This is a genomic window from Cedecea selenatireducens, from assembly GCF_042138895.1.
In the GTDB taxonomy this organism is placed as follows: Bacteria; Pseudomonadota; Gammaproteobacteria; order Enterobacterales; family Enterobacteriaceae; genus Cedecea; species Cedecea selenatireducens.
In genome coordinates this window covers 410,113-433,542 of the sequence record NZ_JBHIKW010000002.1, presented here as the reverse complement: position 1 = coordinate 433,542, position 23,430 = coordinate 410,113, and the positions used below count along the sequence as shown (strand labels likewise).

21 protein-coding genes are annotated in these 23,430 nt (G+C 55.7%); 11 read left to right on the top strand and 10 right to left on the bottom strand.

Translation table 11 applies throughout. The annotated features are described in order from the left end of the window. The first annotated feature begins 135 nt into the window (after positions 1-135). Positions 136-1,341 carry a M24 family metallopeptidase gene (locus tag ACE38U_RS04880; protein ID WP_038480042.1) on the top strand — a complete coding sequence of 402 codons (1,206 nt, stop codon included), beginning with the start codon at positions 136-138 and terminating at the stop codon, positions 1,339-1,341. Between the two features lie 49 nt (positions 1,342-1,390). Here the strand turns inward: ACE38U_RS04880 and ACE38U_RS04875 are convergent, their stop codons facing one another. Then, on the bottom strand, positions 1,391-2,008 hold the full coding sequence (locus ACE38U_RS04875; RefSeq protein WP_375529271.1) for a LysE family transporter: 618 nt from the start codon (positions 2,006-2,008) through the stop codon (positions 1,391-1,393). Between the two features lie 185 nt (positions 2,009-2,193). Between ACE38U_RS04875 and ACE38U_RS04870 the strand changes: the two genes are divergently transcribed. Continuing rightward, positions 2,194-3,114: a LysR family transcriptional regulator gene (locus ACE38U_RS04870; RefSeq protein ID WP_038480049.1), complete on the top strand. Its 921-nt coding sequence runs from the start codon at positions 2,194-2,196 to the stop codon at positions 3,112-3,114. Here the strand turns inward: ACE38U_RS04870 and ACE38U_RS04865 are convergent. After that, positions 3,108-4,124 (bottom strand): S66 family peptidase, encoded by a 1,017-nt coding sequence (locus ACE38U_RS04865; RefSeq protein WP_038480052.1) that lies wholly within the window; start codon positions 4,122-4,124, stop codon positions 3,108-3,110. The genes ACE38U_RS04870 and ACE38U_RS04865 overlap by 7 nt on opposite strands. A gap of 257 nt (positions 4,125-4,381) precedes the next feature. Here ACE38U_RS04865 and ACE38U_RS04860 point away from each other — a divergent pair, with 257 nt between their 5' ends. From ACE38U_RS04860 to ACE38U_RS04840, 5 genes are read left to right on the top strand one after another with little or no spacing between them, the layout of a single operon-like run. Beyond that, positions 4,382-5,446 (top strand): ABC transporter ATP-binding protein, encoded by a 1,065-nt coding sequence (locus tag ACE38U_RS04860; protein WP_375529270.1) that lies wholly within the window; start codon positions 4,382-4,384, stop codon positions 5,444-5,446. Next, the gene (locus ACE38U_RS04855) at positions 5,439-6,068 is read left to right on the top strand and encodes an ABC transporter permease (RefSeq protein WP_038480057.1); all 630 of its coding nucleotides are present in this window, start codon (positions 5,439-5,441) and stop codon (positions 6,066-6,068) included. Before ACE38U_RS04860 ends, ACE38U_RS04855 begins: the two co-directional genes overlap by 8 nt. Next, positions 6,068-6,736 (top strand): ABC transporter permease, encoded by a 669-nt coding sequence (locus tag ACE38U_RS04850; protein ID WP_375529269.1) that lies wholly within the window; start codon positions 6,068-6,070, stop codon positions 6,734-6,736. The genes ACE38U_RS04855 and ACE38U_RS04850 overlap by 1 nt, the downstream gene beginning before the upstream one ends. A gap of 37 nt (positions 6,737-6,773) precedes the next feature. Beyond that, positions 6,774-7,673, top strand: a complete 900-nt coding sequence (locus ACE38U_RS04845) for an ABC transporter substrate-binding protein (RefSeq protein WP_038480063.1) — start codon at positions 6,774-6,776, stop codon at positions 7,671-7,673. Between the two features lie 45 nt (positions 7,674-7,718). Beyond that, the gene (locus ACE38U_RS04840) at positions 7,719-9,050 is read left to right on the top strand and encodes an NtaA/DmoA family FMN-dependent monooxygenase (RefSeq protein WP_375529268.1); all 1,332 of its coding nucleotides are present in this window, start codon (positions 7,719-7,721) and stop codon (positions 9,048-9,050) included. A 520-nt stretch (positions 9,051-9,570) separates the two neighbouring features. On the opposite strand, the gene ACE38U_RS04835 is transcribed toward ACE38U_RS04840, so the two are convergent. The 4 genes from ACE38U_RS04835 to ACE38U_RS04820 all read right to left on the bottom strand — a co-directional run bounded on the left by ACE38U_RS04835 (position 9,571) and on the right by ACE38U_RS04820 (position 12,308). Continuing rightward, positions 9,571-10,368, bottom strand: a complete 798-nt coding sequence (locus tag ACE38U_RS04835) for a phosphate/phosphite/phosphonate ABC transporter substrate-binding protein (protein ID WP_176981960.1) — start codon at positions 10,366-10,368, stop codon at positions 9,571-9,573. Next, a complete protein-coding gene (locus ACE38U_RS04830) occupies positions 10,361-11,362 on the bottom strand; it encodes a fatty acid desaturase (protein WP_176981961.1) in 1,002 nt (333 codons plus the stop codon). Before ACE38U_RS04830 ends, ACE38U_RS04835 begins: the two co-directional genes overlap by 8 nt. Positions 11,363-11,550: 188 nt before the next feature. Further along, positions 11,551-11,970, bottom strand: coding sequence for a VOC family protein (locus ACE38U_RS04825; RefSeq protein ID WP_375529267.1), 420 nt, complete (start codon positions 11,968-11,970; stop codon positions 11,551-11,553). A gap of 164 nt (positions 11,971-12,134) precedes the next feature. Further along, the gene (locus tag ACE38U_RS04820) at positions 12,135-12,308 is read right to left on the bottom strand and encodes a YfgG family protein (protein ID WP_038480078.1); all 174 of its coding nucleotides are present in this window, start codon (positions 12,306-12,308) and stop codon (positions 12,135-12,137) included. A 358-nt stretch (positions 12,309-12,666) separates the two neighbouring features. On the opposite strand from ACE38U_RS04820, the gene ACE38U_RS04815 reads away from it, so the two are divergent. After that, on the top strand, positions 12,667-14,925 hold the full coding sequence (locus ACE38U_RS04815; RefSeq protein WP_375529266.1) for a sensor domain-containing phosphodiesterase: 2,259 nt from the start codon (positions 12,667-12,669) through the stop codon (positions 14,923-14,925). Between the two features lie 4 nt (positions 14,926-14,929). On the opposite strand, the gene ppx is transcribed toward ACE38U_RS04815, so the two are convergent. From ppx to purM, 4 genes are all read right to left on the bottom strand, one after another. Further along, entirely contained in the window at positions 14,930-16,471 is a 1,542-nt protein-coding gene (gene ppx, locus ACE38U_RS04810; protein WP_176981964.1) for an exopolyphosphatase, read from the bottom strand. Between the two features lie 23 nt (positions 16,472-16,494). Next, entirely contained in the window at positions 16,495-18,555 is a 2,061-nt protein-coding gene (gene ppk1, locus ACE38U_RS04805; RefSeq protein ID WP_038480087.1) for a polyphosphate kinase 1, read from the bottom strand. A gap of 174 nt (positions 18,556-18,729) precedes the next feature. Beyond that, positions 18,730-19,368 carry a phosphoribosylglycinamide formyltransferase gene (gene purN / locus ACE38U_RS04800; RefSeq protein ID WP_038480090.1) on the bottom strand — a complete coding sequence of 213 codons (639 nt, stop codon included), beginning with the start codon at positions 19,366-19,368 and terminating at the stop codon, positions 18,730-18,732. Beyond that, entirely contained in the window at positions 19,368-20,405 is a 1,038-nt protein-coding gene (gene purM / locus ACE38U_RS04795; RefSeq protein ID WP_038480093.1) for a phosphoribosylformylglycinamidine cyclo-ligase, read from the bottom strand. Before purM ends, purN begins: the two co-directional genes overlap by 1 nt. Positions 20,406-20,629: 224 nt before the next feature. Here purM and upp point away from each other — a divergent pair, with 224 nt between their 5' ends. The 3 genes from upp (at position 20,630) to ACE38U_RS04780 (ending at position 23,426) form a co-directional block, all read left to right on the top strand. Continuing rightward, a complete protein-coding gene (gene upp / locus ACE38U_RS04790) occupies positions 20,630-21,256 on the top strand; it encodes a uracil phosphoribosyltransferase (protein ID WP_038480095.1) in 627 nt (208 codons plus the stop codon). A gap of 84 nt (positions 21,257-21,340) precedes the next feature. After that, positions 21,341-22,627 carry a uracil permease gene (gene uraA / locus ACE38U_RS04785; RefSeq protein ID WP_375529265.1) on the top strand — a complete coding sequence of 429 codons (1,287 nt, stop codon included), beginning with the start codon at positions 21,341-21,343 and terminating at the stop codon, positions 22,625-22,627. A gap of 97 nt (positions 22,628-22,724) precedes the next feature. Beyond that, positions 22,725-23,426 carry a DnaA inactivator Hda gene (locus tag ACE38U_RS04780; RefSeq protein ID WP_218167095.1) on the top strand — a complete coding sequence of 234 codons (702 nt, stop codon included), beginning with the start codon at positions 22,725-22,727 and terminating at the stop codon, positions 23,424-23,426. The last annotated feature ends 4 nt before the right edge of the window (positions 23,427-23,430 follow it).

Sequence of the window (23,430 nt, the reverse complement as noted above, 5' to 3'; positions counted from 1 at the left end):
GGCTAAAAATCGACTTCCTGCCTTCGTTAGCAAAGCCTCACGCCGTAAGCCGCTATATAAATCCCGATTGATCTGCTAAAACATCTGGCGATCCGACTACGGCAAAAGTTAAACAAGACTGAGGTAATGAGCACCATGAATAAAGCAGATCATCTCCAGGCGGTCACGGCCAAAGCCAGAGCAATCATGGCCCGGAACAATATTGAGGCCTTGGTGGTGACCACCCCGGACAACTTTTGCCATGTCACCGGGTTTGCCAGTTTCTTTATGTACACCTTCCGCCATACCGGCGCGGCGCTGGCGGTCATTTTCCGGGATGAAAAGCTGCCATCTTTGGTTGTGATGAACGAGTTTGAGGCGGCAGGCCTGCAGTTTGAGCTGGCGAACTATGAGCTGAAGACATTTCCGGTTTGGGTCGATGTCGATGAGCCTTTCAACCCGCAGCGGGTGATTAAAGAACGGCCGATTGGCCCACCGGTTGAAGCTGTTTTCACGCTGCTCAAATCCACTTTAGCGGACGCCGGCGTGCTGGATAAAAACATCGCTATCGAGCTGAATGCGATGAGCAATGGCGGCAAGCAGACGCTGGATAAGGTGCTCCCGAATTTACGGCTGGTGGATTCCACGGCAATCTTCAATGAGCTACGAATGGTCAAAAGCCCGTGGGAGATAGCCTTCCTGCGTAAAAGCGCGCAGATTACCGAGTATGGGATCGGCGAAGCCTTTAAGGCGATTGGCGAGGGCTGTTCTGCGTGGGATCTCACTGCCGCCTATAAAGCGGCCGTTATGCAGCACCCGGAAACGAACCTTTCGCGCTTCCATTTGATCTCGGTAGGGGATGATTTTGCCCCCAAGCTCATCCCGAGCCGTGAACCCGTTAAATCGGGCGACTTAATCAAATTTGACTGCGGCGTGGACGTCGCCGGGTACGGCGCGGATTTGGCGCGTACCGTGGTATTCGGCCAGCCAACGGAGATGGCGGAGCGAATCTACCAAACGATTTTGCAGGGCCATGAGCATATGCTGAGCCTGATTGGCCCTGGCGTGAAGCTCAGCCACGTGTTTAACGACACGATGAGCAAAATCAAAGCCAATGGCTTACCGCACTATAACCGGGGTCATTTAGGCCATGGTGACGGGCTGTTTTTAGGCCTGGAAGAAGCGCCATTCGTGAGCGCTGCGGCAACCGAAACCTTCGAGCCGGGCATGGTTTTTAGCGTGGAAACGCCTTACTACGGCATCGGGGTAGGGGCGATCATGCTGGAAGATATGCTGCTCATCACCGATGACGGCTATGAGCTGTTTAGCCAGTTACCCAGAACGTTACAGCGTTTTGAGTAAGCTTAATCCGGGGCATTGAGTTGCCCCTTTTTTTGCTTAATTATCGATCTCAGCTAAAAAACGCCAGCTTAAAAGCAAACAGCGCCAGGAACAGGCCGGTGGCTTTTTCCAGCAGATAAACCATGCCGGGACGGGTGCGAACCTTCTCGGCAAGCGAAGTCGTCAGGAAGATCATTATCGAACAGTAGATAAAGGTCAGTGCAGCCGCCGTGCCAGCCAGAATAGCGAACGTCGGGATCCCAAGGCTGCGAGCCGGGTCGATGAACAGCGGCAGGAACATCACGTAGAACAGAATGGGTTTGGGGTTCATCAGGGTGATAACCATGCCCTGTAAAAACGGCGTTCTTTTGCCCGTTACCGGCGGCGGCGAAGCGCCGGTTTTCGCCTTCAGCAGCAGCTGCGCGCCCATCCACAGCAGGTAAGCTGCGCCCAGCCACTTGATGACCTGAAAAACATGCGGCGAGGATTCCAGCAGCGCCGCCACGCCCGCGATAGCCAACCACAGCAGCACCTGGTCACCCAGCAATATTCCCATCAGGCAGAGATAGCCGCTGCGCGCCCCGCCTTTGCTGGCGCTGGTGATCAGGATCAGATTGCCGGGGCCGGGAATGATTAACAGCAGGATGAAAGAGACGACAAAGGTGCCGTAATGGATGATGCCGGGCATGCTCAGGTTTTCCTTAAAAGTGCTTGGTTCAGGTGGTACGTTTTTGCTTTTATGCGCCGTACTGGCTGGCTTTATGATGGGAAGGAAGGCTGGTAGGCGGCAACCGAAAACCGTGATATGTTTTCCTTATCTATGAAGAAATTCGATTTGTCGAAACACGGTACATCCAATAACTGACTGAAAATATGGCCGGAATAAAGCTTAATCAGCTGGAAATGCTGATAGCCGTAGTTGAAAACAATGGTTTCAGCGCCGCAGCCGCAGCAATGGGCTGTACGCAGTCGCGCATCAGCCATGCCATTGCCGAGCTGGAGCAGCACCTGAACGTGCGTCTGCTGCATCGCTCGCGCAGCGGCTGTATTCCGACTGCTGCCTGCTCGCAAATCCTCAAAGATGCTAAAAAAATCATGCAGCTGCTGGATGGTATTGAGCAGACGGCGGCGGAAGCGCCCCAACTTGCCGGGCGTGTGCGGGTGGCCTGCTTCCGCAGTGCGACGGCGAACCTGCTGCCGCCGTATTTTGAGGCGCTCGCCACGGCCTTGCCTGATATCCATCTGGATATTGATGACAGCGCGACGGAATACCATCACCTCAACGACGCGGTGGTGTCCGGGCGGGCGGACATCGGCATTACCATTCAGGGCTACCCGGACTCGCTGCACGGCGTGCCGTATATCAGCGACCCTTACGTGCTGATGTTGCCCCGCAGTTTCCGTCTGCAGCAGCCTTTTAGCTGGCATCAATTGGAAAACCTGCCGTTTATTCAACCGAACGCCAACACGTTAAGCCCCGCCGTGGAACGCTGTCGTGAGATGGGGTTACGTAACGAGGTGGTGCATAAGCTGGCGAGCGACAGCGGCATTGTCGGGCTGGTAAATCAGGGCCTGGGGTTCTCCATTATGCCGTGGCTTTCGGTGCTGCCGGTGCCGGAGAATATGCGCATTCTGGATTTGCCCCAGCCTCTGCGCCGCCATCTGTTTATCGTCACGCGCCCGGAACTGCGCCATGACAAAGTGATCGCCACGCTGATTAATTTCCTGCGCGATAAGGCGCTGATCCGCACGACCAGCGTCTGGCGCTCGGGCATGCTGGCTTTCGATTACTGATCGGCTTCCAGCCATTGGCTGGTCAGTGAGATGGTCTGAAAGTCAAAGTCGATGCGCATCCGCACGCCGAGCGGGAGCGTCAGCATTGGGTGCGTGTGGCAGCAGTCGAAATCGGACACGACTGGGATCTCGCGGTCGTTCAGCACTTCCCTCAGGATCTGCAGCGGCGTTTTTCCGCTTCCCTGATCGTCAAATAGCTCGTGCCTGCCGAGCACAATGGCGGCGATGCGGTCGAACACGCCGCACAGCAAAAGATGGGAAAACTCTCGCTCCAGCTCCGCCGCGCTTTGCAGGCTGTCCTCAATAAACAGAATATCGCCCCGGTTGATATCGGGCATGTATTCGCTGCCCCAGATGCCGTAAAGCGTATTCAGGTTGCCGCCAATGACGCGGCCTTCTACGTTGCCCGTGCCCTCGAAGCGCCAGCTACCCGGCGTCAACGTTTTGGCTCGGGACTGAGTTTCCCAGTTGATCATCTCGTCGGTCCATGCAGCGGGCGGGCTTAGCGCATACGGAAGCGCCTGCTGTCTGCTGAGAATACTGAGGAAATAGTCAAACGTGCTGTCGACAAGGGGAGGGAGTTCACCAAAAGAAGCGACTACCGCCGGGCCATAAAAAGTAATCAGCCCAATTCTCTGATAGATGCCCGCCAGCAGCGCGGTCACGTCCGAATAGCCGATGATAATTTTGGGATCTTTCATCAGCTGTGCGTAGTCGATATAAGGCAGCAGCGAGTTGCTGTTTAAGCCGCCGATGGCCGAAATAATGCAGCGCACGTTAGGGTCATGCAGCAGCGCATTAAACTCATCCGCCCGCTCGCGAATGGAGCCAGAACGCCAGAAATCCTTTTTGCCCGTCAGGCTACCTTCCTGCAGATAAAACCCTTTTGACTCAATAAAAGCCTTCGCCCTTTGATAACGCAGCGGGGCAAACGCGGTGGCCGCCGAGGAAGGGGAAAACACGGCGATCGTATCGCCGACGGCTAAAGGACGAGCATAAATCTGTGGCATGGCGTCTTCTCCCTGTTGATCATCGCTTTGGAGCATGCTCGCCGATAGTAGCGCGTAGAAATGATTTTAAATAGCTACCTTATTTGTTGTTTTTATATGAAATAACCCGATGATTGCTGATAGTTATTTTCCGGCAATTCTTAGCATCATGTTGAATTTGTGAACGCATTTCCCTCTGCAATACTGCCCTGACGTGTGCTGAAACGTATAAGCCTGAAGGGCAAAAATTGCGCGGTATGAGGAAGTGCAGAAGCATCATGATTCAACTAGAAAACATCAATAAGATCTATCCGGGCAATGTGCAGCACGCGATCAACTCGCTGAATATGACCATCAACGAAGGGGAGTTTTGCACCTTTGTTGGCCCCAGCGGCTGCGGGAAAACCACCACGCTGCGGATGATTAACCGCCTGGACATCCCGGACAGCGGCGAAGTCTATATTCAGGGCCAGCCGCTTTCCCGCGCCGATATCATTCAGGTTCGCCGCAAGATTGGCTTTGTTATGCAAAGCCCGGCGCTGTTTCCCCATCGCACCGTAGCGGAAAACATCGCCACCGTGCCTCGCCTGCTTGGGTGGGACAAGCGTGCCATTTCCCGCCGCATAGACGAGCTGGTGGCGCTGATGTCGCTGAACCCGCTGGTGCTCAAGCGCTATCCGCATCAGCTTTCGGGTGGGCAGCAAAGCCGGGTTTCTATCGCCCGCGCTCTTGCGGCCGATCCGCCTATTTTGCTGATGGACGAACCCTTTGCTGCCATTGACCCGGTCGTGCGGGACAGGCTGCAGGGCGAGCTGCTGGCGCTGCAGGCCCGGCTGCATAAAACGATTATTCTGGTGACCCACGATATCAACGAGGCGATTCGCCTTGGCGACCGCATTGCCATTTTCCGTGAAGGCGGGCACCTCGAGCAGTTCGATACCCCGGACAATATTCTTTCCTGGCCCGCCAGCGACTTTGTTCGCGACTTTATTGGCCCTGAACCCAATCTTAAGCGCCTCGGCATGATGCGCGTGGGCGATCTACCGCGCCGCGATGTGCCGGTTGTAACTCATGGCGAGCCACAACTTTCCGATGTCAGCCAGCGTGCGCTGGTGCTGGATGCCGACGGGCGCCCTCAGCACTGGCAGGAAAACGGTCAGCAGACAGCGATACGTATTGCCCGGGAGAGCGAGTCGCTGCGTCACGTTTACAGCGCCTTGTTGGACGTGCCGCAGGGCGTGCTGGTGCGCGTAACGGATGAAGGGCATTACGCCGGCGCCGTTGATAGCGGCCTGCTCAGCGATGCGCTTAACCGCCATCAGGAGCTGCACCGTAATGATTGACTGGCAATGGGTGACCGACAACCTCGAGATGATAGGCGAGCTGATGCTGCAGCATTTGCAGATGGTGCTGATCTCGCTGGCGATGGGCACGCTGCTGACCGCCGCGATGCTTTTGCTGTCCATCGTCTGGCCCGCGCTCTCCGGCCCGCTGATTTCCCTGAGTGGGGTGCTTTTTACCATTCCGTCGCTGGCGCTGTTTATTCTGCTGCTGCCGTGGACCGGGCTGTCCGTTACCACGGCGGTTATCGGCCTGACGCTTTATTCGCTGCTGATCCTGCTGCGTAACGTGCTGGCGGGTATGCAAAAACTGCCCGCTGACGTGCTGGAGTCGGGCAGGGCGCTGGGCTACACGCGCTTTGGCAGATTTATCGAAGTGGAGCTGTTTCTGATCCTTCCCGCGCTGTTTGCCGGGCTGCGCATCGCTTCCGTGACGCTGGTGGGCCTGGTTATCGTGACCGCGCTGATAGGCCAGGGCGGGCTGGGGCAATTAATGATCCTTGGGTTTAACCAAAACTTTTTAACGCCGATTCTGGTCAGCCTGGCGCTGAGCCTTGTGCTGTCGCTGGTGCTTGACCTGCTGATTGCGCGCCTCGGTTACAGCCTGACGGGGTGGACACGCTAATGGACATCGTGCATCAAACCTGGCTTTGGTTTTTACAGGCCGACCACTGGCGCGGCGATCTCGGTATCTGGCACCGCTTTGGCGAGCACCTTTACTACGTGCTGATTAGCCTGGTGATTGGCGCGCTGATTGCCCAGCCGCTCGGCGTTTTGCTGGGCTACTGGCGACGTGGGGCGTTTTTCGCCATCAACTTGTTCAACATCGGCCAGGCGTTCCCTTCGCTGGGGATAATCCTGCTGTGCATCATGCTGCTCGGCTTTAACGACGTGCCGGTGTTTATCGCCCTGGTGGCGCTGGCCATTCCGCCGATGCTGACCAACACCTACGTCGGTATCAGCCACGCCGATCAAACGCTGTGCGATGCCGCAAAGGCGATGGGCATGACGCCGCTGCAAAGCCTGCTCAAAGTCCGCATTCCGCTGGCGATGCCGCTGATTTTTGCCGGTATCCGCACCTCGCTGCTCCAGCTTATCGCCACGGCGGTGGTAGCCGCCTATGCCGGGCTGGATGGCCTTGGGCGCTTCCTGATTGACGGCCTGGGGCAGCGTGACTACCCGCAGGTGATTGCCGGTTCGGTGGTGATTTCCCTGCTGGCGGTGGGCTGCGAGCTGCTGATGTCGCAGGTGGCAAAACGCTGGCTCAATTTTGCAATACCAACCGCGGGCTAACCCCTGCGCACAACACAACATAAAAGAGAGAAGGGTGATGATGATGAAAAACTGGCTGACGACGGCAAGCAAGGGATTCCGGCTGACTTTACTGGCGGCAGGGCTGGCAAGCGTAGGGTTTGCGGCGCATGCCGAAACCGTCACGATTGGCGGGGCAAACTACTCAGAACAAACGATCCTGGCCAATATTTATGCCAGCGCGCTGAAACAGCAGGGCATTGAGGTCAAAACTCGCCTCAACCTGGGCAACCGCGAAATTATCATTCCGGCGCTCAAAACCGGCGAACTGGACGTGGTGCCTGAGTACCTCGGCGCGCTGCTGAACTACTATCACGGCGGCAGTAAAGCGACGACCGAACAGGAAGTTTCTGCCGAACTGCAGCAGGCGCTGCCCGCGGATTTAGCGTTGCTGAAACCGTCCTCGGCGGCCTCCATCACCGCATGGGGCGTACGCGAAGAGACCGCCAAAAAATACAACCTGAAAACGCTGTCCGACCTGGCAAAAGTTGCCCCTGAACTGGTCGTCGGCGGCCCGCCTGAAGTGGCGACCCGCGCCCTTGGCCTGCCGGGCCTGGAACGCGTGTACGGCATCAAATTCAAATCCTTTAAGTCGCTGGATATCGGTGGCCCGCTGAGCCGCCTGGCGCTTAACTCCGGCAAAATCGACGTGGCGACGCTGGTATCTACCCAGGGCGATCTGCTGAAAGAGAAGTGGGTGGTGCTGGAGGATGACAAACACGAACAGCCGGCTCAGAACCTGGTGCCGCTGGTGCATAAAGGCGCCGTTTCACCGAAGGTCGAAGAGGTTCTCAATAATATCTCTGCGAAGTTGACCACCAAAGATTTGATCCAGTTGAACAAGCTGGTCGACGTCGATCATAAAGATCCGGCTAAAGTTGCCGACCAGTGGGTGAAAGAGAAACTGGCCGCTAAATAAAGAGTCCCCGGCCAGGGAGGGCCATTTCACAACGAGTATGCCGACATGCCGCAAGCTACCGCCATTTTTAATCTGTTTTTCTTCAACCCACAGGGTGACTATCGCTTCTCATGGCGTCATCCAGATGCGCCGGGCAAAGAGATTTTTACCCTTAAGCACTACGCCGACCTGGCGCGCAGGGCCGAAGCCGCCGCGCTGGATAACATTTTTATCGCCGACCACGTTGCTATCTGGGACACGGTGCCGAGCGGACTCCCGCATTACGCTAACCCTCGACTCGAACCGATCACGCTGCTGGCCGCGCTTTCAGCGGTGACAGAAAATATTGGCCTGATGGCGACGGCCTCAACGTCCTACACCGAGCCTTATAACCTGGCGCGCTACTTTGCCTCGCTTGACCATTTGAGCGGGGGACGAGCGAGCTGGAACGTTGTTACGTCCTGGCTGCCGGAAGAAGCAGCTAACTACGGGCTGGACACCTTGCCGGAGCACGGCAGGCGCTATGAGCGTGCCGCAGAGTTTATCGACGTGGTGCGCAAGCTTTGGGATTCCTGGGAAGACGAAGCCGTGCTTATCGATAAGCAAAGCGGCTATTTTACGGACCCCGAGCTTGTGCATCCGCTGAATCACCGTGGGGAATTCTTTAAGGTGCGCGGCCCGCTGAACGTGCCGCGCCCGCCGCAGGGGCACCCGATTGTGGTGCAGGCTGGTTCTTCTGAGTCCGGCAAACAGCTGGCTGCCGCTCAGGCAGATATTCACTTTGTGTTTATGAGCAACATCGAGAAAGGGCTGGCCTACCGCGCGGATATGAACCAGCGCCTGCGCTTACTGGGGCGAGACCCGGAACACTTTAAGATCCTCGGCGGAGTGCTGCCGGTGGTGGTGAATACTCCGGAAGAAAGAGAGCAGCGTCGACAGCTTATCCAGACGCTGATGAACGACCAGATGGCGTTGGATCTCCTGAGCACCTACCTGCGAATGGATATGGGGGAATACGATCCTGATGCGCCGCTGCCGCCTTTGCCGGACGAACAGGGCTTTGACGGGCTGAGAACCGCGCTGCAGATAATCAAAGGCTACGATCCGAAGCTGACGGTACTGCAACTGGGCAGATTGTTGCTTCAAAGTTCGGATAGCTGGCTGGTTATCGGCACCGCAAAGGAAGTCGCCGACACCCTGAGCGAGGCGTTTCATGCCGGAGCCGTGGACGGCTACAACCTGATGTTCCCGTTCCTGCCGGTGGATTTCGATAACTTTGTCGACCAGGTCGCGCCAATTTTGAAGGAAAGCGGGGTGATGCAGCAGGCTTATCGGCCAGGTACGTTGCGTGAGAAGCTAGGGTTGCCGCCGGTTGGGAATCAGTTTAAGCGTGGGTGATGATAAGGGGTTCTTTGTTTCTTCCTTATAAATATTGTTTATGAGGATTGGATGAGATTCCGTTCACCTCAAGTCCATACAACTCCGCCTGAGTTGGGTCATAGCCGGGGGCGATGAGAGCCGGGGAGCAATTCGACCCTCACCCCGGCCCTCTCCCAGAGGGAGAGGGGGAAAACAGCCAACGTGGAACATTTTTTATTCCCTCTCCTTTCCAGGGAGAGGGTCAGGGTGAGGGTAAAAATAAGAAGCGAGGCACGGTTCCGGCTTAAATCGCCGCCGTTTTTTCTCCGACCCAGGACTGGGAGATAAAACGGAGGTCTGCCGCTTCAGCGGTCGATTTATTTGGCCGGGAGTCCGGGTTCTTAGGGGAGCGACGGTGGCTCTCCTAAGACGTTCACCGGAGCGGTTACAGCATATGAAACTGTACTTGAGGTGAACGGAACCTTAGTAGCCCCTATATAATCATGGGTATTTGTGTTTGCGGCATGGCTCTCTATGGGAGAAGGTAAAACCTGGTACTCTAAAGCCTCACCAGGCCACTCGCCGCTGCTTTCTGCGCGGCATCGCTAATAGGCTGATAATCCTCACGCTGCGTCGCGGTAAAATCCTCAATCAGCAGCGCCTCTCGCACGGCTTGCCACTCAGGTTCGCTAACCAGCCGCTGCAACGCGCCACGCAACTGCTCCAGCTCCACGGCGGAGGTTTGCGCCGAGGTGATCATTGGTAAACCCGGAGCCAGCGCGGTTGTGCCGATAGAAACCAGGCCTGCTACGCGTTCCGGCTCATGGCGAGCAACCAGGGCCAGGGTCACTGCATCAATGGCGGCAATATCGCTGGTGCCGGCCTGAACTTCGGCCAGCGACTGGCGGTGGCTGCCGCTAAACGCGATGTCCGAGAAGAACTTACCGTCTCTCTGCAGCGGTGCGACGAGGCTGCGCAGGCCATGATAGCCGGACTGGGAATCGTCGCTGTTGCAGACGACCCGCTTGCCACGAAAATCTGCCAGCGTTTTTCCTGCGTCAGATGCCCGGACAATCAGCTGGCTGCTGTAGTTAAATCCTTCGCAGCCTGCGGCCTGATAATGAAATGTACCGACGACCTGTACATTGGGCAGCAGGGCGCGCAGCGGATAACCACAGGTTTGGCTGAGCAGCAGTTGGGGATCCTGCCAGTGGCTCAGGCGGTCTTCGGGCTCGCTATAAAGCAGGCCGTCGCCGTCCAGTCCTTCTTCACTCAGCAGCTGTCGCAGCGCGGCTAACAGCGCTTCGGTATCGGGATGGTGCACGTCGTACATCGGCAGAGAGATAAGCTTACTCATGGGCTTTCTCCTGCTGCACGCTGTCCTGCGCCAGGCGGCCGTCCGGGAAGAACGGGTTAATCTCTACCTGAATCGGCTTAATCAGGTGTTCACGCATCAGCTCGCCGTAGCCGTTCACAAAGAAGCCCTGGTTGCGCTTCAGGTACTCTTCTTTATAGGCGCGGTAAACCGTTGGCAGCCCGTACCAGGGGATACCGGGTAAATCGTGGTGCACGGAGTGATAGTTAAGGTTTAAAAACAGCAGGCGCCAGAACATCCCCGCTTCGTTAATTACGGTACGCGCTTCAGGATCTTCCGCCGCGCGATGTTCAAAGAAAGAACGAACTTTTGTCATCGCCAGCATCGGCCAGGTCACCACCAAAAGGTAATAAACCACCGAGAAATCATGTTTTACCAGCCAGCCAAGAACCGGGATAAGCAGCAGAAGATGCACCGTCCACATGACCATCGCCGGGCGGTTGCCGCTGCGAAAAGAGTCCCAGATATTGACCACCGTCCAGCGCATCGTCAGCACCGGCGTTAACATTAGCCTGCCGGGGAAGGTGTTACGCAGGCGCACCAGCAGGCGCTGAACGCCGCTAAAATGCTGCCAGCGGCGACGGGTAAAGTAGTAACTTTCCGGGTCCGTTTCCGGCACGGTCAGGTCTTCATCCTGGTGATGTTTAAGATGCAGGTCACGATAGGTGCCGTACGGATACCAAATAGAAAACGGCATCAGCCCAAACAGCTGGTTAAGGCGAGGGAAGCGGGTCGGATGGCCGTGCAGCAGCTCATGCTGCAGCGACATGTACCAGGTGGCAAACCAGATGAGCAGCAGCGTGGCCGGGAACAGGCCAATCGTTTTCCACCAGGCAACGGTGGCAAACCATCCGCCATAAATGGTGATAATCAGCAGCCAGGTTGGCAACTCCGTGCGCCAAAGCCAGGAACGCCGCAGTTTACTGACAAATTCCCGCTGTTCTTCATGCAAATAGACTGAGGATTTTCCACTCATTTAACCAATCACTGCCCGCAATTAACCGTTGAATTGAGCAGAGAGTAAATCCTCGCCGCTAAACCCCATAGGAATATAAATTGCTATGCTTAGAACAGAAAATGCTTTAAGACAAGGCGCTGATAAGCGGGGAAATAAGGGATGGTGAGAAGGAACAAAAAGGGCGATTTTCTACCGCCCAGAGCGCGTTACATTGATTCAAGTCCTACCCGCTGGCCGTAAGAGAGTTCAAGCGTGTTGCCGTCAGGATCGGCAAAGAACACGAAGTATCCGACCGGGTCGCCCAGCTGTTCTGGCTCTCTGCGCAGCACGCCTTCGGCTCTTGCCATGTCCGTTTTTAAATCGATTTCTTCTTTCGTCGCGCAGGCCACGCCCAGGTGACCAAAGCTTCCCAGCGGCGTGTCGGTGTGGTTATCTGCCTGCACCAGAACCAGCGCAAAAGGCCGGGTACGATCGCTTAGCCAGGCGACCTTGCGCGCATCAGGCAGGTTGGGTTCGCGGTGGTGAATCACCTTCATGGCGGTGTAGCGGAGGTAGAAATCAACGCTTTTATCCGGGTCCTTCACCATAAATGCGACGTGGGTAAAGCCAACATCAATGTGTTCCATAGTTCGCCTAATCAGCTATTTTTGATGGCGCGACTTTACAACCTAAAGTTAACCTAAGGTCAAGGTGAGGACGCTTATGAACCGGGGCTTGAGCATGTTTGAACAAGTCTTAACGGGCAGCCCGATCGCTGAAAAGAAGGCAAAGCTCTGGAGAGGCGCACGGGCTAGCGGTTAGCGCTGTCCACCTGCTGGCTGCTTTGTTGGGGTTCCGCTTTTTTATCCTGATGGTGATACCACGCGCCAATTGAGGAATAAATAAAGCGACCAAAAAAGAACAGAAAACTGATGAGCAGAATAATGCGGGTCATGCGATTATTAAAACGGTTTCGTCTCTGCATAGTCGTAACCTGTGTCACGCAAGGGTCCTTGAGATTAGCCCGGCAGCTGCGGGCGACGGGGGTATTTAGTCACACTGAACAACGCAGGTCAATTATTCATCATGTAAAAATGGGCCAGTTGAATGATTAGTGGGCATTCACTGCGTGGGATGAATTTATTGTGAACTAAGCTATAGCGGGCAAAGTCTGAATTTCACCATTAGCGGTGATTCAATTGATTGATATTGATCTGCATCAATTATTCTTGATTTTAGCTAACTAAAATTTGCCCTTCGCTCCGAAGTGAGATGGGCAATAACGAACCGGAAAGGATATCCGGAAGAAACCCGAAGAGGAACAGGGATTTTGGCGAAGATGTATGCAATTAGCTAGCTGGTATAAAAACTCAAAAAATAAGTGGTGGGCGTTGCCCCTGATTCTCCCCAGCCTGCTGCTGCCGCTGGTGGTCACCTTCAACGCGCAAACGGTACTGGACGGTGGGCGAGTTTTCCTGCTGTATATGTCGCTCCCGCTGCTCACCGCCAGCCTCTTGCTGTTTGGACGTGCTGCCTTTCCGGGCATCATTCTGGCTCTGCTGATTCGCTACCTGCCCTCAGAAGGCGGGTGGATTTCACTGCTGGCCGTTTTACACTTCATCGTGCCGATCGCGATTAGCTGGGGCTGTTACCGCTACTTTGTGCCGCGGCGCAGTGCGGTCACCTTCGGCATGATTCAACTTACCGCCCAGCGCATGTTTTGGCTGGTGCTGGTGAATGCCGCGCTATTTCTGGTGTTCTATGAGCTGGCGTTATTCTTCGGCTGGTACGACCGCAGCTTTTCTATTCTTTCCACCACGCCGTGGAGCACCCGGACATTAATTAATTTCCAGGCCGTGCTGGTTGGGGGATTAACCGGGCTGCCGTTCTTTTATTTTATATTGCGGATGATTGTGCACCCGCGCTTTATCAAAAGCTTTTGGTCCCGAATGCGTGCCCAGCGGCAAAAAGGCGTTACGCAGACTGAAATGCTGCTGTGGGGAGCGGTCGTTGGTCTGCTTATTTGGCTGCTGCTGTACCCGATCAGCCAGAGCAAAACCATTTTCAATACCGATTATACGCTGACGCTTATCCTGCCCATTATGCTGTGGGGAGCGATGCGCTTTGGCTTCCTGTTTATCACCAACGTCTGGACCGTGGTGCTGATTATTCTGTGCAGTGGGTTCCACAACTATTTACCGCCGGATATGGGCTTCCAGCTGCATCTGGCAATTGCCTCATCCTGCTATGCCGTCTTTTCTATCACCATTTATTTGATGGCGGCGGTGACCACCCGGCAGCGTTTTCTGCATTACAAGGCAAGGCGCGTCGCGTTTATCGACCCGATGATGCAGATGCCGAATCTACGCGCGTTATGTCGTGACCTTGGGAACGCTCCGTGGTCGGCGCTGGGGTTTGTTTCTATTCCCGAGCTGGAGCTGCTTGGGCGTAATTATGGCGTCCTGCTGCGGATCCAATATAAACAGCAGCTGGCTGAGTATCTGCGCGGTCAGCTGTCGCCCGGCGAGAGGGTGTATAACCTTTCGGGACACGATCTTGCCCTGCGCCTTAACTATGAATCACATCAGGAAAAAATTGAGTCCCTGTACGAACACGCCAGGCGGTTCCGTTTCATGTGGGACGGGATGCCGCTGCAGCCGCAAATCGGCATCAGCTACTGTTTTGTGCGCCATCCGGTTTCCCATCTCTATTTATTGCTCGGTGAGTTAAGCACCATGGCCGGGGTTTCGCTCTCCACCCAGCAGCCCGAAAGCCTGCAGCAAAAGGGCTCAAACCACATTCAAAATGCGGTAAAACGCAAAGTTGAGATGATGAACCGCCTGCAAAGTGCGCTCGACGAAGACCGTTTTGTGCTGATGGCGCAGCGTATCGAAGGGCTGCGGGGCGATGCCTATCATGAGGTGCTGCTGAGAATGCGCGGTGACAACGGCGAGCTGCTGTCGCCGGATCTCTTTTTGCCCGTTGCCCATGAGTTTGGCCTTTCATCCCGCATTGACCGCTGGGTGCTGAATGCCGCCCTGCGGTTTATGGATAAGCATCGCGACAGCCTGCCGGGGTGCAGGCTTGCCATTAACCTGACGCCCGCCTCGGTATGCCAGTCCCAGCTTCCGGAAGAGGTTCAGCATTTGCTGACGAAGTACCGCATTGAACCGTGGCAACTGGTCTTTGAGGTGACGGAAAGCCACTCGTTAACCAACCTTGAACAGGCCAACGTGACGCTGAAGATGCTGCAAAGAATGGGCTGCCGGATTGCCATCGACGATTTTGGTACCGGCTATGCCAGCTATGCGCGCCTGAAAGAGCTTAGCGCCGATATCCTGAAAATTGACGGCAGCTTTATCCGTAATATTTTGACCAGCAGCCTGGACTATCAGGTGGTGAGTTCGATATGCCAACTGGCACGAATGAAGAAGATGCAGGTCGTGGCGGAGTATGTTGAAACGCAGGAGCTGAAGGATGCCGTGCGGGCGATGGGCATGGACTATGTTCAGGGGTATTTGATTGGTCGCCCTCAGCCGCTGGAGAGCCTTGTAGAAGAACAAAGCCCCTCTACGCCGGAAGACGCAAAGGGGCTGGAGTAGGGCGTCAGGCGGAGAGCGCCGCTTCGGCCTCTTCCTCGATGGTCAGCTTCCAGCCGGTCATGCTTTCCCAATACTGCTGCTCGCGTTCCAGATCAAGCTGCACCAGCGTGTTCTGGCTGAACCAGTCGTGCGGGAAGCGCAGCGTCCAGTGATTATCGTCGGTTTCCAGCACCAGCGTCGGCGGCGTGGTGGTGGCCTGCCGCTGATTATTCAGCAGCGCAGCAAGACGGATAATCTGGATAAGCGGCAGGAACTGTTTCTTTTTAAACAGCGTAAAGCGCGGCAGATCGTCCAGCTTAATGGCCTTGCGGTGGTAGCGCACCAGGGAAGCCATCAGCATCTGCTGCTCCTGATTGAAGCCGGGCAGGTTGCTGTTTTGCAGAATATAGGCCGAGTGACGATGCATCCCGCTGTGGTTGATGCTGAGCCCAACTTCGTGCAGCATCGCGGCCCACTTCAGCAGCGCGGCCATCTGCAGGTTAGCCAGTTTGTGATTCTGCTTTTCCCACTGCTGATAAAGCAGCTCTACGGTTTCCAGCACCCGGCGAGCCTGATCGCTGTCGATATGGTACTGCTCCGCCAGGCTTTGCGCGGTGCGAATACGGATATCCTGATGGCGGAAACGGCCTTCCATTTCGTACAGCACGCCTTCGCGCAGCGCACCGTCTGAAAGACGCAGTTCACGAATGGCGAGCGCGTCAAAAACGCCGCACAGAATCGCGAGCCCCGGCACAAACACCGCTTTACGTTCTTCGGACAGGCCAGGCAGGCTCAGGGCGTCGAAGTTTTTAAACTTCAGCACTTCCTGCTGCAGCATTTCCAGGCGTTCCGGGGTGATAGTCCCGTCTTTCTCGCCCATCTCAATCAGCACTTCATGCGCCGCCTTGATGGAGCCAGAGGCGCCCAGCGCTACTTTCCAGCCCTGCAGGCGATACTGCCAGGCAAGCGTTTCCAGCTTCTGAATTGCCGCCATGCGGGCGCGCTTAAAGCTTTCCGGCGTGATGACCCCGCCGGGGAAGAAGTTTTGCGCAAAGCTGACGCAGCCCATACGGCGGCTTTCGACCAGCATTGGCTCAAAATCTTCACCGATAACCAGCTCGGTGGAGCCGCCGCCGATGTCAATTACCAGCTTGCGGCCTCTTTCCGGCTGAGTGTGTTCCACGCCCATAAAAATCAGGCGCGCTTCCTCGTTCCCGGGAATAATTTCAATCGGGTAGGGGATGACTTTTTCAGCGCGTTTCAGAAACTCGGCGGCGTTGGTGGCCTCGCGAAGCGAGTGGGTGCCCACAATGCACACGTTGTCCGCTGCAAATCCCTGCAGGCGTTCGGCAAACAGCGCCAGACAGGAGAGGCCACGCTCCATGGCCTCCTCGCTTAATTTGTTATCAGGGCCAAGGCCGTCCGCAAGATGCACGCGCTGCTTCAGGCGACCAATGATTTGCATGGCGCCATCCACCACACGGGCTATGACCATGTGGAAACTGTTAGAGCCGAGGTCGACCGCAGCGAACTCCTGCGGCCGTGGAGCATGGTTTGATATCGGCATAATTTTATCTTCGCCTGAGAGCGTTAGTCAGGTTGTTCCAGAGATTTAATATAATCGTAGATCGCCAATTGCGAACGCACTTTACGGCGATTGCCGCGCGGTACATAGCGATTACTCAGTTCTTTGTCGATGATACGCGCTTTCACCGTGTCGTTAAGCTGGATATCAATGATATCGAGCATGCGTTGCTTCAGGCGCGGATCGAGGACCGGCACGGCCACTTCAATTCTGTAGTCGATGTTACGGGTCATCCAGTCGGCAGAAGAGAGGAAGACTTTCTTATCGCCGCCGTTTTCAAAGATATACACCCGATCGTGCTCGAGGTAACGGTCAACGATGCTCAGCACGCGAATATTATCGCTGATCCCTTCGAGTTCTGGAATCAAAGAACACATCCCGCGCACCAGCAGGTTAACCTTCACGCCCACGCTGGACGCAGCATAAAGCCGGTCCACCAGGCCTTTGTCCACCAGGTTATTCAGCTTCAGCGTAATGCCCGCAGGCTGCCCGTTTTGAGCGTTCTTAATTTCGCGATCGACCAAATCATACAGCAGGCGGCGCGAGTTCTGTGGCGACACCAGCAGGTAGTCGAAGGTCACCGGCCGGTACGGGTTTTCAATAAAGTTAAACACGCGACGCACTTCGTTGGTGATGCGTGCATCGGCGGTTAATAGCGAGTAATCCGTGTAGAGCCGGGCGGTTTTCTCGTTAAAGTTACCGGTCCCGATGTGCGCATAACGCACAATCTCTTCGCCTTCCATACGCGAGATAAGGAATAGCTTGGCGTGAATTTTCAGGCCCGGCGCGGAGAAGATAACGTGGACGCCCGCCTCGGTAAGGCGCTTCGCCCAGTGAATATTCGCTTCTTCGTCAAAACGTGCCTGCAGCTCTACCACCACGGTGACTTTCTTGCCGTTGTGGGCGGCGTGGATCATGGCGTCAATAATGCGCGAGTCTTTCGCCACGCGGTAGATATTGATTTTTATCGCCAGCACGCTTGGGTCGAACGAGGCCTGACGCAGCAGCTCAAGGACGTGTTCGAAGGTGTGATACGGGTAATAAAGCAGGACGTCACGCTCGCGGATGGCATCGAAGCCGTTCCGGAACTTATCAAATCCTATATGGCGCAGGCGCGGCAGCGGCTTGTTCACCAGATTGGCTTTTCCGACGTTCGGGAAGCCGATGAAGTCTTTAAAGTTGTGGTAGCGGCCGCCGGGAATGATCGAGTCGTAGTTGGAGATGGTCAGCTTGTTGCGCAGCATCTCCACCATCGCATCCGGCATATCGCGCTGATAAACAAAGCGCACCGGCTCGGCGGTCAGGCGCTGCTTCAGGCTGGAAGACATCAGCTCCAGCAGGCTGGACTCCATTTCGGTGACCAGGTCGTACTCGGCGTCACGCGTCATCTTCATCGAATAGGCGTTCAGCGCGTCATAGTCGAAGAACCCTTTGAAAATATCGTCCAGGCAGTAACGCAGGATGTTATCCAGCAGGATCATCGGCTTACGGCGGCGCGGCGCTTCCGGCGGCAGGTTCACAAAACGCGGTACTTTATCAGACGGGATTTCCAGCAGCGCGTAACGAATGCTGTCGCCGCGAATAATTTCTACCGCCAGATAGGTGTAATCATCTTTCAGGAACTGCACCAGGTCGGTATCGCGGTTGATCAAAATCGGCGTGATGTGCGGGCGAAGCTGATGCTTAAAGTAGCTGCGTAGCCAGCTTTGCTGGTTTTCGGAAAGCTGGCGTTCGTTGATCAGGAAGATTTGATTGCGCGCCATCTCCAGCAGCAGGTCGTTGTACAGGCCGTCGAACTCCTGATCGGCCTTTAGCACCCGGGCCTGGATCTTATTCAACAGGTGACGCTGGTTGGAGGGGGAACCCTGTTCTTCACTGATTAAAATGCGGCGTTTTAGCTCCGCAAAACGCACTTTATAGAATTCATCGAGGTTATTGGAATAGATGCCGAGAAAACGCATCCTTTCAATCAACGGGTTGAGCTTGTCCGCCGCTTCCTGCAGAACGCGTTCGTTAAAAGACAACCAGCTCAGTTCTTTTTCGATATACAGCTTATCCTGACCCATTAGTCCTCACACTCCGTTTTCGTGGACGTGGCAATGCCGTCACCGTCACGTCAGTTATTATGGCGAGCTTTAGCGGAGAATGTCCAACTATGCAGATGAAACTCTCTCATCTGACCATGACAACTTTATGAGAGACAGACACAAAAAAAGGGCCGAAGCCCTTTTTATCTCATATTACTCTGCAGCGTGGCCCTGCGGGGGCAGCTGCACGTCATCAAGCCAGGCGGCGTTGTGGCGCATTTTTAAACGTTCGTCGAGGAACCAGCTCACCACCAGCGGGTAAATAGCGTGTTCCTGATGCTGAACGCGGGCGGTGATTTCGTCCTCGTCATCCCCTTCAAACACCGGCACTTTGGCCTGCAGAATAACCGGGCCACCGTCCAGCTCGTCGGTGACAAAATGCACGGAAGTGCCGTGCTCTTCGTCGCCGTTCTCCAGCACCTGGCGATGCGTATGGAGGCCGGGGTATTTCGGCAGCAGGGAAGGGTGAATATTGAGTAAACGACCGCTGTAGCGGGCCACAAAAGCCGGGCTGAGAATACGCATGTAGCCGGCCAGCACCACAACGTCCGGCGCCCAGGCATCGATCTCCTGCATCAGTTGGCGGTCGAAGGCCTCACGGCTGGCGAATTCGCTTGCCGCCAGAGCATGGGCGGGGATACCGGCTTCGCGGGCTCGCTCAAGGCCGAACGCGTCGGCCTTATTGCTGAACACCGCGCTGATGGTGCCGTTAATCTTTTTTTGCTGGCAGGCATCAATGATTGCCTGCAGATTGCTTCCGTTGCCGGAAATCAGCACCACAATGTGTTTCATTACTCGATAACCACGCGCTCTTCGGAATCAGATGCCTTGATGATACCGATTTTCCACGCCTTTTCACCTTTGGCCTGCATCAGCTCAACGGCTTTATCCGCCTCTGCTGCCGGCAGGGCAATGACCATGCCCACGCCGCAGTTAAAGGTGCGGTACATTTCGTGGCGGCTGATGTTGCCGGCCTGCTGCAGCCAGTTGAATACCGCCGGCCACTGCCAGGAAGATTCGGTGATAACGGCCTGAGTATTGTCCGGCAGAACGCGCGGAATGTTTTCCCAGAAGCCGCCGCCGGTCAGGTGGGCGATGGCGTGAACGTCCACGCTTTCAATCAGCTCAAGGATGTTTTTCACATAAATACGGGTCGGTTCGAGCAGGTGATCCGCCAGCGGTTTACCTTCCAGATCCGTGGTCAGCGGGTCGGTGCCGCTCACTTCCAGCACTTTGCGTACCAGCGAATAGCCGTTGGAGTGCGGGCCGCTGGAACCCAGCGCAATCAGCACGTCGCCGTCGGCCACTTTGGAGCCGTCGATGATTTCAGACTTCTCAACCACGCCAACGCAGAACCCGGCCACGTCGTAGTCTTCACCGTGGTACATGCCCGGCATTTCAGCGGTTTCGCCGCCAACCAGCGAGCAGCCTGACTGCAGGCAGCCTTCGGCGATGCCGGTGATAACGCTGGCGGCGGTATCCACGTCCAGCTTGCCGGTGGCGTAGTAGTCGAGGAAGAACAGCGGCTCGGCGCCCTGAACCACCAGGTCGTTCACGCACATGGCCACCAGGTCAATGCCGATAGCGTCGTGACGTTTTAAGTCCATCGCCAGACGCAGCTTGGTGCCCACACCGTCGGTGCCGGAAACCAGAACAGGTTCGCGATATTTTTGAGGCAACGCGCACAGCGCACCGAAACCGCCCAGTCCACCCATTACTTCCGGGCGGCGGGTCTTTTTCACTACGCCTTTGATTTTGTCGACCAGAGCGTTACCAGCATCAATATCAACACCGGCATCTTTATAGCTGAGAGAGGTTTTATCGGTCACTGCTCGTTCCCCACGGGTGGTAGATATAAAAAAACGCGGCAATTCTAACAGTGCAGGCAAACGTTTGCGAGCCTCTTATCATCGGCAAGAAAAGAATTCCTGAGATAGAATCAATCCAGTCTGGTTGATCTCGATCATCCCATTAGCTGTAGCGCAGCGGCAAAAAAGCGGTATAATCCGGCGATTTTTTTTGTGGTAGCCAACTATCTCGGGGGAGAAAGAGTATGAAGATCGTGGAAGTGAAACACCCACTCGTCAAACACAAGCTGGGCCTGATGCGTGAGCAAGACATCAGCACCAAGCGCTTTCGTGAACTCGCCTCTGAAGTGGGCAGCCTGCTGACTTATGAAGCCACTGCGGATCTGGAGACTGAGAAAGTCACCATCGAAGGCTGGAACGGCCCGGTGGAAGTTGACCAGATCAAAGGCAAGAAAATTACCGTTGTGCCTATTCTGCGTGCCGGCCTTGGCATGATGGAAGGCGTTCTGGAAAACGTCCCGAGCGCGCGCATCAGCGTGGTGGGCGTTTACCGTGATGAAGAAACGCTGCAGCCGGTGCCTTACTTCCAGAAGCTGGTTTCTAATATAGAAGAGCGCATGGCGCTGGTGGTTGACCCAATGCTGGCAACCGGCGGCTCCATGATTGCTACCATCGACCTGCTGAAGAAAGCGGGCTGCACCAGCATTAAGGTGCTGGTACTGGTTGCCGCGCCGGAAGGCATTGCCGCGCTTGAAAAAGTACACCCGGACGTAGAGCTGTTCACCGCCTCTATCGATCAGGGGCTCAACGAGCACGGGTACATTATTCCTGGCCTCGGTGATGCGGGCGATAAGATATTTGGTACTAAATAATAAAATTAGCCGACTTCGAAAGTCGGCTTTTTTTTGATTGCAGCAAACACCGTTCGTTAAAAATAACACGTAGAGGAAAACAACATGACCCGCCGCGCTATTGGGGTAAGTGAACGCCCGCCCTTACTGCAAACGATTCCGTTAAGCCTGCAGCATCTGTTTGCCATGTTCGGCGCGACCGTGCTGGTGCCGATTCTGTTCCACATCAACCCGGCGACGGTGCTGCTGTTCAACGGTATCGGCACGCTGCTGTACCTGTTTATCTGTAAGGGTAAAATCCCGGCTTACCTCGGGTCCAGCTTCGCGTTTATCTCCCCGGTGCTGCTGCTGTTGCCGCTAGGTTACGAAGTGGCGCTCGGCGGTTTTATTATGTGCGGCGTGCTGTTCTGCATCGTGGCGCTGATCGTGAAAAAAGCCGGAACCGGCTGGCTGGACGTGATGTTCCCTCCGGCGGCAATGGGCGCTATTGTGGCGGTTATCGGCCTTGAGCTGGCGGGCGTGGCGGCGAATATGGCCGGGCTGCTGCCGGCGGAAGGGGCTTCACCGGATTCCACCACCATTATCATTTCACTGGTAACGCTGGCGGTGACGGTGTTTGGCTCGGTGCTGTTCCGCGGTTTTATGGCGATTATCCCGATTCTTATCGGCGTGCTGGCGGGCTATGCGCTCTCCTTCGCTATGGGCGTGGTGGACGTCACGCCAATCCGCGAAACGCACTGGTTTGCGCTGCCAACCTTCTATACGCCGCGCTTTGAGTGGTTTGCTATCTTCACCATTCTGCCGGCTGCGCTGGTGGTGATTGCCGAACACGTGGGCCACCTGGTGGTTACCGCCAATATCGTGAAAAAAGATCTGATTCGTGACCCAGGCCTGCACCGCTCGATGTTCGCCAATGGTATCTCGACTATTTTCTCCGGCTTCTTCGGCTCCACGCCAAACACCACCTACGGTGAAAACATCGGCGTGATGGCTATCACCCGCGTTTACTCGACCTGGGTTATCGGCGGCGCGGCGATTATCGCGATTCTGCTTTCCTGCGTCGGCAAGCTGGCGGCGGCGATTCAAATCATCCCGGTGCCGGTAATGGGCGGCGTATCTCTGCTGCTGTACGGCGTAATCGGCGCATCCGGTATTCGCGTGCTGATCGAGTCCAAAGTGGATTACAGCAAAGCGCAAAACCTGATCCTGACCTCCGTTATCCTGATCATCGGCGTGAGCGGTGCGAAGGTGCACATCGGTGCGGCGGAGCTGAAAGGCATGGCGCTGGCGACCATCGTCGGCGTGGGCCTGAGCCTTATTTTCAAACTAATCAGCATACTGCGCCCGGAAGAAGTGGTGCTGGATGCGAAAGAGAACGACGCTCAGCACTGATCGTTTAGCCACCGGGCGGATCCTCGCCCGGTTCTATCCTGCCCCAAAACTGTGATAGACTCATCGCGATTTTCTGCCTGTTATGGTTGAGGTACTTCTGAATACGCCGGCACAGCTCTCACTGCCACTCTATCTTCCCGACGATGAAACCTTTGCGAGTTTCTGGCCGGGTGACAACCCTTCTTTATTAGCCGCACTGCAGTCGGTACTCCGTCAGGATCACAGCGGGTATATCTATTTCTGGTCGCGTGAAGGCGGCGGACGCAGCCATTTGCTGCATGCAGCCTGCGCGGAACTTTCCCAGCGTGGCGAAGCTGTGGGCTACGTGCCGCTGGATAAGCGCACCTGGTTTGTGCCGGAAGTGCTTGATGGAATGGAGCAGCTCTCGCTGGTTTGCATCGACAATATTGAGTGCGTAGCCGGGGATGAACCGTGGGAAATGGCGATTTTTAATCTCTACAACCGTATTCTGGAGTCAGGGAAAACGCGCCTGCTGATCACCGGTGACAGGCCACCACGCCAGCTCAATCTGCAGCTACCGGACCTGGCTTCCCGCCTGGACTGGGGGCAAATCTACAAGCTGCAGCCGCTTTCCGATGATGACAAGCTACAGGCGCTCCAGCTGCGTTCCCGGCTGCGAGGGTTTGAACTGCCGGAAGACGTGGGGCGCTTTCTGTTAAAACGCCTCGATCGTGAAATGCGCACTCTGTTCATGACGCTCGATCAGCTCGATCACGCATCAATCACCGCCCAGCGCAAGCTCACCATTCCGTTCGTGAAAGAAATCCTCAGCCTGTAATTTT

What these genes read in the sequence shown, in the direction of transcription:
- ACE38U_RS04860 (WP_375529270.1), top strand. Translation starts at nt 4,382, where the DNA reads ATGATTCAACTAGAAAACATCAATAAGATCTATCCGGGCAATGTGCAG.
- ACE38U_RS04815 (WP_375529266.1), top strand. Translation starts at nt 12,667, where the DNA reads ATGCAATTAGCTAGCTGGTATAAAAACTCAAAAAATAAGTGGTGGGCG.
- ACE38U_RS04820 (WP_038480078.1), bottom strand. Translation starts at nt 12,308, where the DNA reads ATGCAGAGACGAAACCGTTTTAATAATCGCATGACCCGCATTATTCTG.
- ACE38U_RS04880 (WP_038480042.1), top strand. Translation starts at nt 136, where the DNA reads ATGAATAAAGCAGATCATCTCCAGGCGGTCACGGCCAAAGCCAGAGCA.
- purN (WP_038480090.1), bottom strand. Translation starts at nt 19,368, where the DNA reads ATGAAACACATTGTGGTGCTGATTTCCGGCAACGGAAGCAATCTGCAG.
- ACE38U_RS04845 (WP_038480063.1), top strand. Translation starts at nt 6,774, where the DNA reads ATGATGATGAAAAACTGGCTGACGACGGCAAGCAAGGGATTCCGGCTG.
- ACE38U_RS04855 (WP_038480057.1), top strand. Translation starts at nt 5,439, where the DNA reads ATGATTGACTGGCAATGGGTGACCGACAACCTCGAGATGATAGGCGAG.
- ppk1 (WP_038480087.1), bottom strand. Translation starts at nt 18,555, where the DNA reads ATGGGTCAGGATAAGCTGTATATCGAAAAAGAACTGAGCTGGTTGTCT.
- ACE38U_RS04835 (WP_176981960.1), bottom strand. Translation starts at nt 10,368, where the DNA reads ATGAGTAAGCTTATCTCTCTGCCGATGTACGACGTGCACCATCCCGAT.
- ACE38U_RS04825 (WP_375529267.1), bottom strand. Translation starts at nt 11,970, where the DNA reads ATGGAACACATTGATGTTGGCTTTACCCACGTCGCATTTATGGTGAAG.
- uraA (WP_375529265.1), top strand. Translation starts at nt 21,341, where the DNA reads ATGACCCGCCGCGCTATTGGGGTAAGTGAACGCCCGCCCTTACTGCAA.
- ACE38U_RS04875 (WP_375529271.1), bottom strand. Translation starts at nt 2,008, where the DNA reads ATGCCCGGCATCATCCATTACGGCACCTTTGTCGTCTCTTTCATCCTG.
- ACE38U_RS04865 (WP_038480052.1), bottom strand. Translation starts at nt 4,124, where the DNA reads ATGCCACAGATTTATGCTCGTCCTTTAGCCGTCGGCGATACGATCGCC.
- ACE38U_RS04870 (WP_038480049.1), top strand. Translation starts at nt 2,194, where the DNA reads ATGGCCGGAATAAAGCTTAATCAGCTGGAAATGCTGATAGCCGTAGTT.
- ACE38U_RS04850 (WP_375529269.1), top strand. Translation starts at nt 6,068, where the DNA reads ATGGACATCGTGCATCAAACCTGGCTTTGGTTTTTACAGGCCGACCAC.
- upp (WP_038480095.1), top strand. Translation starts at nt 20,630, where the DNA reads ATGAAGATCGTGGAAGTGAAACACCCACTCGTCAAACACAAGCTGGGC.
- ppx (WP_176981964.1), bottom strand. Translation starts at nt 16,471, where the DNA reads ATGCCGATATCAAACCATGCTCCACGGCCGCAGGAGTTCGCTGCGGTC.
- ACE38U_RS04840 (WP_375529268.1), top strand. Translation starts at nt 7,719, where the DNA reads ATGCCGCAAGCTACCGCCATTTTTAATCTGTTTTTCTTCAACCCACAG.
- ACE38U_RS04830 (WP_176981961.1), bottom strand. Translation starts at nt 11,362, where the DNA reads ATGAGTGGAAAATCCTCAGTCTATTTGCATGAAGAACAGCGGGAATTT.